A 15,227-nucleotide genomic window follows, 5' to 3' on the forward strand; every position below is an offset into this window, starting at 1 on the left:
TAAAGTACACCTAAGTTTTGAAAAAATCTTTGATTTTCTTCTTATGTGAACTTTTCTGCGGTATCTTTTTAAACTTACTTAAGTGAACTAATGTGTTTTTAAAATAAAACTTTTGTGACTTTTGTGGTTTTAAAAAAAAGTAAAAGCCTCTTTCCAGAGGCCTTTACTGATAATGAGAAGGAAAAATTACTTTGTTTTTCTTATGTTTTGGTTTCTTCTTTTTCTTATTCAAATAAATGATAAATCCGGTAATGGGAAGTGATAGTGCGATAACAGCGGCCAGAAAATAAATAATTCTGGTAGTCAGTCCCAGAATACTTCCGGTGTGAAGATCATAATTTCTTTCTCTTAATGCGGTTCCATATCCGATATTTTTGTTTTTATAAGATTGAGATTTTAAAATATTTCCTGAATACTGATCAAAATTAAAATGTTCATTTCTGTATTGTCTTCCATCATAAGTAAGTTCAGCATAATACGTTCCCTCTTCCGATCTTGGAAAATTGATAAGTGCTGATTTCTTATCTTTCAGTCCTTTTTCCATGGTATTTCCAATCAGATTGAGGATGTTATTCCGGTCTGAAAATTCTTCGGAAGGGATGGTACTTTTGACTTTCTTTTCTGTAGTGTTTCCGTTCAGTGTATTCTTTACCCATTTGTCTACATCTTCAAAGCTCCATATCAATGCGGAATAAGAGATTAAGAGTAAAGGAATCACAGCATAGAAACCCAGCACATTATGAGCGTCATAGTTGATCCTTTTCCAATTGGCTGATGTTTTAATGAAAAACATTCCTTTCAGCATGGCTTTACTCATTTTGCGGGGATACCATATCACAAGCCCCGATAAAAGGATAATTGCAAAAATCAATGTGGAATAACCGGTAATTGTTTTTCCTATTTTTTCTCCCAGCAGAAGTCTTCTGTGAAGATCCAGCACAATTTCAAAGAAATCTTTTTTGGCATCTTCTACTTCCTGCACTTTTCCATTGTAGGGATCTATATAAATCCGGTAATAATAAAGATAAGTCCCCCAATACGTCCATGCTTCCTCATCCATTTTCAGCGTTCGGAAGACATAGGTTCGCGAGGGATCGGAAGACATTACCACTCTTTTGACTTTCAGCCCTTCAGGAAGTGCTTTTTCTGCTTTTTCCGTAAGTTGAGATAATTCAAGTTTTTTTCTACCGATGTTTTCAACGAAATATCTGTTGGGGTGAACAATGTGTTTTAATTCTTCTTCAAAAGCCAGGATACATCCTGTAGCAGCCATAATAACAACTATAAGCCCGGACGTTAGTCCGAGCCATAGATGTAACTGATATGCTATTTTTCTAAACTTTAACTTCATTCTTAAAATTTAAAGCTAACCTCAGCAACAAAATTACGAGGCATCTGTGCGACTACCACTCCCTGCCCTGCAAAATATTGTACATTACCCAGATTATTCATTTTAAATCCTAATCTGTATCTTTCTTTTTCAAGAGAAATGGAAGCATTCACTAAAGTATAGGCAGGAAATGCAAACTGTCCGGTAACTACCTTGTTTCCGGTAATCTGTTTTCCTACACGGTTTACCCCAAAGCCAACTCCAAGTCCCTGAAATCCTCTGATAGGAAGAATATAACTGATCCATGAATTGAATACATTCGCTGGACCTGCAGATTCCGGACGGCGGCCATCTACAGCTGGATCTGCTTTTTCATATCTGCTGTGGTTGTAGGCATATCCCGCCATAATATTCAATCCCTGAACAGGATTCATGATGGTTTCGATTTCAATCCCTTTACTTCTTTGCTGTCCATCCTGAATAACAATACTGTATTCTTTTCCGTCACGGATGACTCCGGTTCCTCTCTGGATATTGTCAACAAGAATGTCGTAATATGAAACGGTAAAGTTAATCTTGTTTCTCCAAAGGTTTCCTTTGATTCCTACTTCCCACTGGTTCGCCATCTGTGGTTTCATATCTCCGCTATAATCAGCCAATTGCTGCGTAACAGGTGCTGTATAACTGAAACCATTCATATAGTTACCATAAGCAGAGAGTTGATCTTTAAGAATCTGGTAAACAACACCTACTTTTGGAGACCACGCTGTTTGGTTGAATTCTCCTGCACGTTTGTTATCGTTCAGATTCAGCTGGCCTTTGCTTTCATAATGGTCCATACGCAAACTGATCAATGTAGTCAAACGGTCAGTAATGTGAGTTACATTTGAAATATAAGCCCCATACAGGTTGGATGCAGTGGTATTTCTTACTAAAGGTGTTTTACCTACTAAAATAGCTGCCTGAGTAACTGCCTGGATTTTCTGTAGAGCAAGATCTTTGGAAATACTTCCATAGCTGCCTGTCAGGTTTTGTCCATCCACATTGTCGAATACCACAATTGGAGAATGGTTATTATTAATTGTCTGGTTAAGATAATCTAATCCTATCAAGACTTTATTTTTTATTTTTCCGATGTTAAATTCTCCATTAAAGTTTTGTTGAACACTTGTAGAAGAAGCTTCTGAATTCTGCCACTGTACATTACGTTCTAACATTGCATCACTGGTATTTCCTCTGATAAACTGATATTGGTACAAACCTTCTGTTTTTCTGAAGTTTCTTGAAAGCAAGGTCTGTGAAGTCCATTTATCTGCAATTTTGTAGACAGCTTCTGCTTTTACATTGATTGACGGAGCTTTTAAGGTCATATCATTATTGGAGTAAGATCTTTTCCAGTCGAAGCCAAGTTCATCGGGATTATGAGCAAAATAAGCTCTTGTTCTCGGAAGGAAAATAATCGGTGTATTGGTTCCTTCATAATTGTAAATCTGAGCTCCAAGGTTGAATTTCAGTCTGTCATTCACCTGATAACTTACTGTAGGTGCTACAAAAAATGATTTTCTGAATTCAGAATCTCTGAAACCATTCTGATATTGATACGCTGCATTTAAGCGGAACAGCATATTTCGGGATTCTGTAATTGGGCCGTAAACATCAGCTGTTACACGGTTCAGATTATAGCTTCCCATAAGATAAGAAGCCTCGCCACCGAAATAGTCTTTTGGTTTTTTGGTTACCGCATTGATAAGACCTCCAAAAGAAGTTACAGCACCTCCATATAGAGTTCCTGAAGGCCCTTTGATCACCTCCAGACGCTCAATGTCGGCAGGATCTATCTCACCATTGGTATTTGCCGGAACACCATCTACCATGGATACTTTGGTTGGGAAACCTCTAAGGCTGTAATAGAAACTTCCGTCTCCTGAACCTCTTCCCGGGCTTCCCTGCATTTTGACCATACCCGGAACATTTTTCAGTACTTCCGAGATATCGTAAGTAAGCTGTTCCTTCATGATCTGCTGGTTGATGCTTGTATAAGCCTGTGGATTTTCAAGAACTTTCAGAGGCATTTTAGCTACTGAAGTGCTGTCTCTATCCAGAAATTTATTTCTGCTCACTGCATATACAGTGATTCCCTCAATCACATTATTATGTAATGGGGCATAGATCGCAGGAATTTCGTGGACATCTTTCTGAATATGGATAGATTCCCTCATCAGTTCGATGTCATTTAAAACCACCTGAAGCGTATATTCTCCAGGTGGTACATTTTCAAAGTAATATTCTCCTAAATTATTGGTTTTTGCCTGATAAGACGTATTGACAAGTCTTAAAATTGCATTTTTTACTGGTGCCTGTTCTGTCAGCATGATCTTGCCATGAATTCTGTCGCCCTGTTGTGCAGAAAGCGAGTTTGAAGATAAAGCAAGACCAAGAAGTAATATAAGGGTTTTAGATGTTTTCATGCTGTAAGTTTTGTAACAGGGGATAGTTTATTTTACCGTTTTGTGATAATGGAAATGATTCTATAAGTTCGGTGCGTACATATTGCGGGTTGATACGCAGTTTATTTTTAATGGTTTCGGTGATGATCTGAGGATCAATGTCCGGATTGTCATACAACACAACGATTTTTTTATCATTGGCGTTCAGACATACGAAGGTATTGCCCTGCATTTCATTTTTAAGAATGAATTCTACCTCATCCAGATTAAGGCGTATTCCGAAAAGCTTCATGATACGCTTTATTCTTCCTGTGATATAATAAATTCCGTTCTCCCCTTTTCTGGCGGTATCTCCGGTATGCAGTACAGAAGGTTGCTCATAAGTGGCAAGATCCTCCAGTTTATTGGCATAACCTCCGAAAATACTGATGTGTGAGAAGAGAAGTTCATCGGTTTCAGTATCAATTCTGAAACTTCCGTTGTGTACAGGAGTTCCGATAGAGGTTTCAGCTTCCAGCAATCCTTCTGTGGTAAGATAAGCCATTCTTCCTCCTGCTTCGGTCTGACCATATTGCGCAAAGAATTCTTTTTTAAATTCATGACAATAAGAGAAAATGGTTTTTCTAAGCTCAGCATTGATTACGCCTCCGGTATGAGTAAAATACCTTAGGCTTGGAGAATCTTTTCTGAAAAATCCTATTCTGTTCAGGTTCTCATAAAGGAAAGGAACTCCGCCCAAAGTACTGTAGCCATACTCTTCCATTTCATCCCAGAATGCTTTCTGCATAATGTCTTTATCTGTACAGACAATTCTTCCGGCACGCATACAGTTGGTGGTGAAAATAGAGAATCCATATACAAAGTTGATAGGAACGTTTAAAGGAACCACATCGGATTCCTGAACAGGCATATACTGAAGGATGCTCAAAGCATTCTGATAAAGGCTTTTATCTGATAATTTAACCAGTTTCGGAACACCTGTTGTTCCTGAGGTACTTAAAAGGATTTTAATGTCAGGATGAATGGTAATCTCACTCTTATAATCATCTTTTGCAAAGATTCTGATGTGGTCTGAGAATTTTTTCAGGCTGTATCCTTCAATAGCTTCTCTTTGTGAATCAAAGATATATTTCGGACGGTATTCTGCCTCAATACGTGCTTTGAATTCTTCATGCAGCTTTTGTCCCAGGACCGCAATGGTGTGCGCTGTTCCGTAAAAATTGAGGAGTACCTCAATACTGGACAGCTGATTGTCATTGTACAAAAAGAGCAGCCCTTTTTCTACAGGATTTAAGCCTAAAGACCGATACAGTGTTCCCACCGGTATTGTTGTACCGGTGGAAGCATCTGTAAACCCCAAGTTCTTATTGGCAATTACATTTTCTAAAATTTTCATATGCTTAGTTTTCTACGAATACTTCGTATTTTTTCATTTTTTCGCGAATCTTCCCGACGGTTCCCATCTCAAGAATATCGTTAAAATCAAATTTGATCTGATAAAACTGTTCAAGCGCTTCTACGATAAGAAGATGAGACATAGAATCCCATTCCGGGATTTCCTGATACGTTAGTTTTTCATCTACCAATTCTTTTTTTATGGCGATGGCAGAGGCGATAATTTCATAAAATTCTTCTGTATTGTTCATTTTAAATTTTTATAGTTTTCCATTTTCCATTTCTAAAAATCATTAGGAATAACACGGCTAAGACAATTTCCGAAGAAACGATAGCGGTAAATATTCCTCTCAGTTCCCACTGAAACCTTACTCCTAAGAGATAGGCCAAAGGAAGCTGAATCACATAAAACATGACGAGGTACAGCAGTGTAACCTGCAGAATGTTTCCGGCCGCATTCAGAGCACGGCTGATCACCATGGTGAATCCTAACAGCAGGTAAGCCATAGAAACCACATGGATATATTGAACTGCATATCTTGCAACCTCTGGTTCTGTAGTGAAAAATTTCACCACATATTCCGCTGCAATCTGCCAGAATAAGGCTACTATTACCAGATAAGTCATGTTGATTGTTCCTGCTCTCCAGACTGTTTTTTCTGCACGCTCAGGCTCTCCTGCACCCAGATTCTGTCCTGTAAGAACTCCTGCTGCATTTCCTATGCCCCAGGCAGGCATCGTTGCTACTGAAGCAATACGCTGGGCAATAATGTATCCTGCAAGAGCTGTTGTTCCGAAGGTAGAGATGATCTTCACCATAATCAGCCAGCTGGATGTTGGAATGATATACTGAACCAATCCTCCAAAGGCTATTTTCAGAATCTTCTGCAACAATGGTATATCAAGCTGAAAAGGAACTCTGATGCTGATACTGGTTTTACCGGACAGAAATATAAAAGCCTGGTATAAGACTCCTAACGTTCTTGATAAAACCGTAGCATAAGCCAATCCCATCAACCCGAAAGCAGGGATAAACCCTAATCCGAAAACAAGAATCACGGCAAAGATGATATTGGAAATATGGCAGATCCAAAGTGATTTCATTGCAATATCTGCATCACCCGCACCTCTGAAAAGTCCGTTCACCGACAGGCGGAGAATCACAAGCCCTATACTCAGAAAGACCAGTCTTGAAAAAGATACTCCATCGACTACGGCATTGGCATTGACACCAAGGAAATCAACAATTTCAGCGGAGAAATAACAGGAGATACCCCCAATAAGCACAGCAAAAAACAAGGCGAGAAGGATAATATACTGAGCTGTTCTGCCCATTCCTTCCTGATCTTTTTCACCTGCTCTTCTGGCTGTGAGAGTAGCTGCAGCAATGCCTAACCCTACTGCTATGGCATAAGCAAAGTTGATGTAGTTATCTGTAATTCCCACAAGGCCCAGAACTTTGTCTCCTAATTTTGCAATAATCAATAGATTGACGCTCACAAAAACAGATTCCATGACAAGTTCCATCACCATGGGAATGGCAAGGCTAAAGATGGAACGGTTGATGCTTCCGGAAGTCAGTTCGACCTTTTTCCCGGCTATAGCTCCATAGGCAAAAACCGCTCCTTCTTTTAGTATATGCAGGAATTTCCTCATACTGCTGCTACTGAATTTTTATTGGCAATCTGATACAACGGATTAGGCAATGCTCCATCTTTTCTTGGAATCGCAAATGCTTTATTTTCGCTGTAACCATTGTTTTTCAGACGCAGACTGTTGATATAGAATCTTTTGAATGCAGGAACATACAGGTCATACTTTTCGTATCGTTCCTGGAGATGCGTATTCTCAGCTTTATAGTTTTCTACACAGTTGTGAACCAGCTCCCAGAATGTTTCTTCATTAAAGTTGGAATAGGTATGCAGGATATTCGACAGATATCTGAAGAAAGCATCAAAAACACCAAGCAAAATAAACAGTGGAATGTTTTCTTTATTGGAAGACTGGATCAATCCATCTGCAAGGTGAGCAGGAAGCTTTTCTCTGGCTTCAGTTGTTAAAACGATATCATCCACAAAATCTTTGATCACAATTCTCTGTGGAATTCCGTTTTTCAAAACAACCATAATATTTTCTCCGTGTGGCGTTACACATAATGAATGCGTGTAATAGATGTGTAGTAATGGCGTAAGATAAGCGTCAAGATAGCTTTCAATCCATTTTTCAATACTCAGGCCTGCTTTTTCTGCAAATGCCTGAACCAATGGAACTCCATTTTCGTCTACATACAGTAAAGAAGCCATGGTTACCATTTGCTCATCTTCTTTCAGATAGTTTTCAGCACTTTCTCTCCATAATGCTCCAAGGAATTCATTATATTGGTAAGGAACGCTGGCGATAGCTCCGTACTGTGGATGTAAATAAGTGATAGCGGCTTCTTCTCCTAAGAAAATAGTCTCTTTATTCTCAAGGTAAGCATCGTCTTTAATTAAGCCTTTTACCCAATCGGTAATGGCAGGAGCAATTTTCATCTGCTTAGGAGATAATCCTCTGATATTTCCTGTGCTCAGAATAGAAACAGCCGTTTTCAGGTATCTCTTTTTAGGATGATCTACATTGAATAAAGTACGGATACTCTGCTGCGGGCTGTAGGTATCATTTCCCTCTCCCAATTGGATTAAAAGCCCGGAAGCAATATCTCCGGCAAAATGAATCTGAAGCTTATGCTCCCACTGCCATGGATGTACCGGGATAAAATGATAGTCTTCAACAATTTTTCCTTCGCTTATCAATTGCTGCTGAAACTCATTATACAGCAAATCTCCTATTTCAGAACGATAAAACTGCTCTCTGTCAATATGTTCCAAAGATTGAAATGATGATCTGCTTTTATGGGAAGCTAACCAGATTACTTTTAAATTTTCATCAGCCTCAGGGGCAAATGTTTTAAGATCTCTTGGAGAAAAACCAAGTCTGCTTTTGTTCACAATAACCCACGGATGTCCGGTCATATTGTGCTCCACAGTCTGATAATCTGCATCAGCAAGGTCTTTTGAAGACATTACTCCTCTTGATAAAATTAAAGCATCACAATATAATGTGTGCAGCAACTCTTCCGTATATCTTGCAATCGTATAAGGATCTAAATCAAATACAGACTGCATTTCCAGAAAGAAAGCCGCTACATCTACTGATGACAGGTCTTCACCGTTTTCAGTTTTTGTAATGCTGTCTTTATCAATATGCCAGTAATCCATCATTCTCTCCTGTCCGCGGAAGTTGTACGTAATATTTTCAAGTCCGGTTTCAAGTTTAAAAACAGTATATCCGTCTTTATCTTCAAAGGTTACTACGGGCTTTAGAAGCTCTTCGTGCATCAGTTCTGCGATGGTTTTGGCCATTAGATTTCTGTTAGCCTGATTCCAATTTTCCTGGCTTACTGTATTTTTTAAGTTGGTGTTCATTTTATGATTAAATTTTGGCAGTTGGTAAATCAGCATATTTTTCTACATCAAAGTCCTGGAAAGCAATTTTCTTTTCAATTTTATAATGCTCTCTTCCCAGAATATCATTGATGATATAGGAATTACGGTAAGCAGCCATTCCAAGGTCGGTAGAAATATAGCTGTGAGTATGAACTTCAGCATGAAGCACATAGATTTCGCCTCCGTTATGATCTATTGAATAATTTCTGTTGACATCAAACAATCCGCTGGAATCTCTCTTGATTCTGGACTGAATATTCTTTAAGAATGCGGGCTCATGATAACGATATCCGGTTCCAAGAATCACATAATCAGCTTCCTGATCATAAGGTACTTCCTGCTCCAGTTGGGTAAATTCAAGATTGATAAAATCAGGATTGCTGTTGTCTACTGTATTCAGCTGGCTGTTAGGAATGATTTTAAGATTAGGATCAGCATTGTCTATATTCAGATCGTAAATAAAATCATAGATATCATTGATCAGATCGTAATTGATTCCTTTAAACTGAGCCTGCTGTTTGCTTAAAATGGTTTTCCTGGCAGATTCATTTCTGTTGTAGAAATATTCTACATAATCAGGCGATGTAAGTTCCAGTGTCAGTTTAGAATATTCCATAGGGAAAAATCTGTCCGGGCGGGAATACCAACCCAACTGTGTGTTTTCATTTCTGCTCTGAAGAAGGTCATAAAATACCTCAGCAGCACTCTGACCAGAACCGATAATGGCAATTTTCTTTCCTTGAGATAAAAGTTCCTCTTTTCTATACAGATAAGAACTTGTATGAATGATTCTGGAATCATCTTTCGGAATGAAAGAAGGAATATGTGGCTGTGTTCCGGTTCCCAAAATCAGTCTCTCGGTTTTGAAAACCGTAGTTTCTTTGGTTTTGGTATGAACTGTCGTCACCAGATATAATCCATCTTCATAAGTAATATCAACTACCTGGGTTGAAAAACGACATTGTGGAAGCTGTTCGATAACCCACTGGCAATAACGGTTGTATTCTTTTCTTGGGATAAAGAAGCTTTCACGGATAAAGAATTTGTACAATCTTCCGGTTTCCTTCAGATAATTCAAAAGACTTAAAGGATTGGTTGGATCAGCCATGGATACACAGTCACATAAAAATGGAGTCTGCAGGGTTACATGGTCAATCATCAATCCCGGGTGCCAGTCGAAACCATCTCTCTGGTCCAGGAAAAGCGTCTTGAGTTCCGGAATTGGATTGGATAATGCGGCAAGTCCCAGATTGAAAGGTCCTATACCTATGCCTATTACATTGTATACGGCTTCGTTAGTCATTTTTTGTGATGTTTGTGGTGATTTTTACCTCTTTATTCTGTGGGAATTTTTCCCAGTACCATTCTCTGTAACAGAAGTTCAGATTGGCTTTTTTATGAGGCATTTCAATTACTTTTTCTACTTTGAAGCCTACATGGGCTTTGTTCATCATAGAAGCAAGTGAGTCTACAGACCCTTCTCCTACCATTTTACCTACCTGCGGCTGTGCAAAAACATAGTCAACCATAGATTGTGTAGATGGAGATACAAATTTCTTTTTTGGATCAGTAGGTGCTATGAACTGGTGCGTTCCGTAATCTGTAGGCAGCACTTCGTAATAATCGCCTACAATATCTCTGCACGCCCAATATACCTCTATATTACAAGAAGGTTCATCATTACCTGCAATGATATAACTGTGGGCTTCATCACTTGGAAGCATCAGTCTGTAATACGTTTCCAGTTCATCTATCGGCCAGTTCATCTGCCAGATTTTTACGGCATGTTCGCGATTGAACCATTCATGAAGCATTTCAATGTCATTTTCAAGATCTATAGGACGCATACTCATGGTTACATCTTCTTTCTGAAAATATCTTTTAAAGAAAACTTCTTTTCCTTGAGGATGGATCAATTGATCTGAGAAGAAATGTTTATGAAGAAGGTTTGGAACTTTAGCATAAGAAATAGAGGCCGCATTCACTCCGCCATCTACATCGGAAACTGCCGACTGAAGGTTTGATTTTACTGCCCAATATCTTTGATTCAATGCATAATCTGTCAATGAAGAAGGTTCAGATTCATGAAGGTTTTCAAATTCTCTGTACAGAATATGGATCAGTTTTCTTTCTTTAACCAACCCTGTTTTACCTATTGATGAGATCAAAGCACTCAGATTGCTTACCAAAAGATGGTGGGAAACAATATCCAGAAGGCGTTCATCTCTGATGAAAAGATCTTCAACTTCAGGATAATCTTTAATCAGGTTTTGATATTTTTCTTTGAAACTGTCTTTAATAAGATATCCCTGTCCGTCTCTTACGTAGATAGATTGTGGTAAAAGCTGATTGTCAAGCTGAACAAGAAGGTTTTGCTGATGAATTTCCGGAGCCACCCCTAATTGATTGAACAATCTGTTTAAAGGGGAAAGCAATAGATTCACATACTTTTCAAACCAGATAATTGCTGCTTTTTCAGCATCTACACCCAGCTGATTCGCCACATTATTAAAGAAATGAGTCGTAAAATTGAATCTATCTGTAGATTCATCCTGACAAAGCCTTGCTAATAAAATGACTTTATCTTCATTTGAAAAAGGATTTTCACGGAGCAGTATATTCAGACTGTCCATATTCTTTCCTTCGTAATGAACACTTAATGTGGAAGGTTCCAGCAATAATTTAAAGTTGGGAAAGGTTTTTTCAAATGAGGCTTTTTCATGCTGCCACCAGATTGCGGAAGCATATCCTCTGTTGAGATCTTTTAAGCTGTTTGTTCTTACAGAGCCTGTCATTAAAACATGCAGAGAAAATTTCAGCATCCAGCTGAAGTCCGGATTGTATACCGTTCTAATAGAAGATGTTGCATAAAAATCTTCACCCAGTGGTCCTATATGAATAATTTTCCCAGATCCAAGCATTTCAGGGTATTCTTCGGTTGATAGAAGATACTTTGCTTCCCATGGATGGCATGGAACGATATAAAAATCATTTGTGTTCTCAAAATCGTAGCTTTCCGGTAAGGAAGTCCATTTTTCGAAGATTTCTTTTGCTGAAATCCCCGGAAGAGATTTTTCCGTGATACAGTCTTTGTGAATCAGAAAATAATCCAGCTGAAATCCTTTACCGAATTCAGGGCCATATAAAAACTGTTCTTCTTCAGAGAAGCCCATTCTTGATTTGGTGAAAGGATGCAGATTGTGTCCTGCAGGAAGCATTTGTTCAGATTCAAGAAAAGAATATGTTAAAAGCTGATCGTCCTGAAGACATGCTTCTGTCGTTAATTCAAGATTTCTTAAGCTGCTCTGAATTCTTTCCACAAATTGCCTGAATCCACTTTCGTTAGTCGTCTCAGAAAACTCTTTGTAAACCAGTTCAGTCAGTTTTTCATCATTAACTTCAAAAACCTCTTGATTTTTGTGGTCTACAGCCCATAAAACAGGTTCGTATTCATGAAAAAGGGTCTCAGAACGATAAGAAACCGGAGCAAATAAAAATAGCCCGCTTTTCTTCATTTCAAACCTCATATACAGCGGATAATTGCTGTTCTGAAGAGCTTTTGCTGTAAGAAGATCATATTTCGGAACTCCCTGATAGAATTTTCCGTTTCCCAGTTCTCTCAGCATTCCGTTCAGCAGAATTCTGAGGGTAATTTCCCGGGCTCCCGTTTTATTTTTCTGGATTAAAGTCTTTTCCATGTTTTTTGATTGTGGTGAGAATTTGATGAATGTCTTCAGTCGTCGTAATCGGGTTCAGGAACGTAAACTTCAGATAGAAGTTACCATCCACTTTTGTACTTGCTACAAGGATTTCTCCGCTGTAGAAAAGTTTCATCTTGATGTATTGATTCAGGGCGTTCAGATCACTGATTTCCGGATTTACATATCTGAAAACAAGAACACTTAAATCCGAATCTGAAAGAAGTTCAAAATCTGCATCTTCAGTAATCATTGCGGCTGCATCCTTGGTAAGATCAATAACGGTATCTGTATATTCTGCCAGCTGCTCTCTTCCCATCATTCTTATGGTAAACCAAAGTTTTAAAGCATCAAATCTTCGGGTACTCTGCGTAATAGATTTATTGATCTGTGCCGGAATTTCTTCTTCATCCATTTCTTTCGGATTCAGATAATCGGCGTGATGTTTAAGAATCAGCAGTTCTTTTTTATTTTTAACAATAAAGGCACTGCTACTGATGGGTTGGAAGAATGATTTGTGGTAATCAATCGTTACGGAATCTGCTCTCTCAATACCATTAATCAGGTTACGGTATTTATCACTTAATAATAAAGCACAACCATAAGCTGCATCTACGTGCATCCAAATGTTATAATGCTCTGCAATATTTGCGATATCTTCTAATGGATCGATATTTCCAAAGTCTGTTGTTCCTGCGGTAGCCACGATTCCAATTGGAATATTTCCTAATTGTTCTTCTCTTTTAATGTATTTTTTCAAAAGAGAAATGTCCATACGGAATCTTTCATCGGTAGGAACTTTAACAATACTTTTCTCACCCAGTCCCATAATAGAAGCATTTTTCAAATTGCTGAAGTGAGATTTATCTGAAACAAATATCCTGAAACGGCTCGCCTCTGCTGGCAGACCATCCATTTTAATATTGTGATTATATCTTTTCTGGGAGAAACAGTCACGCATCATGACCAATCCCATTAAATTGCTCTGTGAGCCCCCTGCTGTGAAAACGCCATCGCTTTCACTCGTATTATATCCAATTTGACCCGCAGTCCAGTCGATCAGTTTTCTTTCCATAAAAGTTCCTCCGGCACTCTGATCATAGGTATCCTGTGAAGAATTGATAGCACTTACAAGGATTTCTCCTGCCAATGCGGGAATAACTACCGGGCAGTTAAGGTGAGCTACATACTGAGGAAGGTGAAAAGCTGTGGCATGTTTTACATAGATTTCGTCTACTTCCGTCAGAAGCTCATTATAATTGGAAAGTTTTTGATTAAGGTCGATCTGCTGTACCATTCCTTTCATTGTTTTGGCTTCTATACCACTGAAAGGCTTGTTGTTTCTGTAAAGGAATTCCTGAACCAGGTCTAAAGTACTGTTGACAGCATTACGATAATGATCATAATTGTCTGGATGAAAAATATTCCCAAAATTCCCCGAAATGTGAGGTGAAGTTGTGCTTGCGAGCTCTTCTAGGGAAATTAAATTGTTGTTCATAAAAGTTTTGTAATGTGATTTTTTAAATCTGTGAGTTGTTGTGGTTTTTTTGATATACGATTATATATATCTGATAGTCAGGTTTTTATTTTTTTACATTTTTTTAAATTTTGTTTGGTGGTTGAGTAATTATTCATAAATTTGACTCGGTTATTGTTATTTAGAATAATTAAAAACAAATATAAAAATTATTAGTTAACACCAAATTTTTTTTTAATGAATTCTACAGAAATTTTAGATAAAGACTGTTCAACAGTGGTAAAACTGCTTCCTACGGTCATAGAGGTCACCTCACAGGAGAGAAGAATGATAAAAGATGCGGCACTCCATCTTCAGAAAAAGTATGAAACATATGAAAACCGTGATTTTATTAAGCATGTACATCAGCTGGCGTCTTATTTTTTACCAGAGAGAATTTTAAATATAGCGGCTGATTTTGCAAGTGACTTTTCAAAAAATCAATATGGTGCATTGATCTTTACCGGATTAATGGATATAGATCAGGAGAATATAGGTTCTACGCCTTCCAATTGGCAGTCGGCAGATTATTCAAAATTTAATTTATATGGTTTTGCGTGTGCTCTTATTCATGGAGCGCTGCCATCAAAGCCTGTACAATATTATTCACAGCGTAAAGGAGGTGGATTGATCCATGCCATCATTCCTGATGAAAAGATGAAAGAAACACAGACAGGATCGGGATCTTCAACAGATTTGTACGTACATACCGAAGATGCTTTTCTGAAACATCAGGCTGATTATTTAAGCTTTATGTATGTGAGAAATGAAGAACAGGTTCCTTCTACTCTTTACTCAATCCGTTCTCATGAGTCTATCGGTGAAAATTACAGACCTCTTTTTGATCGTATTTATAAAATCCCGAAAGATGCCAACCTGGAAACGGGAAATAGTGAAGAAGAGACATTAGATTCTGTTTTGTATGGAAATTATAGTCTTCCGTTTATGCGATTTGATGCTGCGGAACAGCTTTTCAATTCCAGCATAAGACAATCGGATGAAGCGCAAAGTACACTGCATGAGTTCTGGGAAGAAGCCAGACACTTGATTTATTCGGGATTTACACCTCAGGCAGGTGATGTTATTCTGGTTAATAATCACTTATGTGCTCACGGAAGATCTGCTTTTCGGGCAGGAGTAAGAAATATTGACGGAATAGAATATCCGTGTGAGAGAAGAATTATGCTTCGTATGATGAGTAAAGTGAGCCTTATTGATATGAGAGCTCATACCCTTACGGAAGATCCGTTCTTCGTTATAGAAGAGCATTTGGGTAAAAACTTTCAACAATTTTAATATGCTGATTAGTTAGCATTTTGAACATCAATCAATCGTAAATCCTTTTTGAGCAGTGCT

At 38.2% G+C, this 15,227-nt stretch carries 10 protein-coding genes; 1 reads left to right on the forward strand and 9 read right to left on the reverse strand.

What is annotated here, in order from left to right; genetic code table 11:
* Window positions 1-163: 163 nt before the first annotated feature.
* From ACPF63_RS09205 to ACPF63_RS09245, 9 genes are read right to left on the reverse strand one after another with little or no spacing between them, the layout of a single operon-like run.
* Entirely contained in the window at window positions 164-1,351 is a 1,188-nt protein-coding gene (locus ACPF63_RS09205) for a PepSY-associated TM helix domain-containing protein (RefSeq protein WP_426482781.1), read from the reverse strand.
* A gap of 2 nt (window positions 1,352-1,353) precedes the next feature.
* A complete protein-coding gene (locus tag ACPF63_RS09210; protein ID WP_426482782.1) occupies window positions 1,354-3,798 on the reverse strand; it encodes a TonB-dependent siderophore receptor in 2,445 nt (814 codons plus the stop codon).
* Window positions 3,785-5,173 carry an AMP-binding protein gene (locus tag ACPF63_RS09215; RefSeq protein ID WP_426482783.1) on the reverse strand — a complete coding sequence of 463 codons (1,389 nt, stop codon included), beginning with the start codon at window positions 5,171-5,173 and terminating at the stop codon, window positions 3,785-3,787. The genes ACPF63_RS09210 and ACPF63_RS09215 overlap by 14 nt, the downstream gene beginning before the upstream one ends.
* A 4-nt stretch (window positions 5,174-5,177) precedes the next feature.
* Complete coding sequence (locus tag ACPF63_RS09220; RefSeq protein WP_426482784.1) at window positions 5,178-5,423, reverse strand: acyl carrier protein; 246 nt, start codon at window positions 5,421-5,423, stop codon at window positions 5,178-5,180.
* Between the two features lies 1 nt (window position 5,424).
* The gene (locus tag ACPF63_RS09225; RefSeq protein ID WP_180563746.1) at window positions 5,425-6,828 is read right to left on the reverse strand and encodes an MATE family efflux transporter; all 1,404 of its coding nucleotides are present in this window, start codon (window positions 6,826-6,828) and stop codon (window positions 5,425-5,427) included.
* Window positions 6,825-8,636, reverse strand: coding sequence for an IucA/IucC family protein (locus tag ACPF63_RS09230; RefSeq protein WP_426482785.1), 1,812 nt, complete (start codon window positions 8,634-8,636; stop codon window positions 6,825-6,827). Before ACPF63_RS09230 ends, ACPF63_RS09225 begins: the two co-directional genes overlap by 4 nt.
* 7 nt (window positions 8,637-8,643) lie before the next feature.
* Complete coding sequence (locus ACPF63_RS09235) at window positions 8,644-9,960, reverse strand: lysine N(6)-hydroxylase/L-ornithine N(5)-oxygenase family protein (RefSeq protein ID WP_426482786.1); 1,317 nt, start codon at window positions 9,958-9,960, stop codon at window positions 8,644-8,646.
* Complete coding sequence (locus ACPF63_RS09240) at window positions 9,953-12,355, reverse strand: GNAT family N-acetyltransferase (RefSeq protein ID WP_426482787.1); 2,403 nt, start codon at window positions 12,353-12,355, stop codon at window positions 9,953-9,955. The genes ACPF63_RS09235 and ACPF63_RS09240 overlap by 8 nt, the downstream gene beginning before the upstream one ends.
* A complete protein-coding gene (locus ACPF63_RS09245) occupies window positions 12,327-13,853 on the reverse strand; it encodes a pyridoxal phosphate-dependent decarboxylase family protein (RefSeq protein WP_219072685.1) in 1,527 nt (508 codons plus the stop codon). Before ACPF63_RS09245 ends, ACPF63_RS09240 begins: the two co-directional genes overlap by 29 nt.
* 216 nt (window positions 13,854-14,069) lie before the next feature.
* Here ACPF63_RS09245 and ACPF63_RS09250 point away from each other — a divergent pair, with 216 nt between their 5' ends.
* A complete protein-coding gene (locus ACPF63_RS09250; RefSeq protein WP_077417406.1) occupies window positions 14,070-15,167 on the forward strand; it encodes a TauD/TfdA family dioxygenase in 1,098 nt (365 codons plus the stop codon).
* The last annotated feature ends 60 nt before the right edge of the window (window positions 15,168-15,227 follow it).

Source organism: Chryseobacterium sp. R2ACT005 (genome assembly GCF_049949215.1).
Classification (GTDB): domain Bacteria; phylum Bacteroidota; class Bacteroidia; order Flavobacteriales; family Weeksellaceae; genus Chryseobacterium.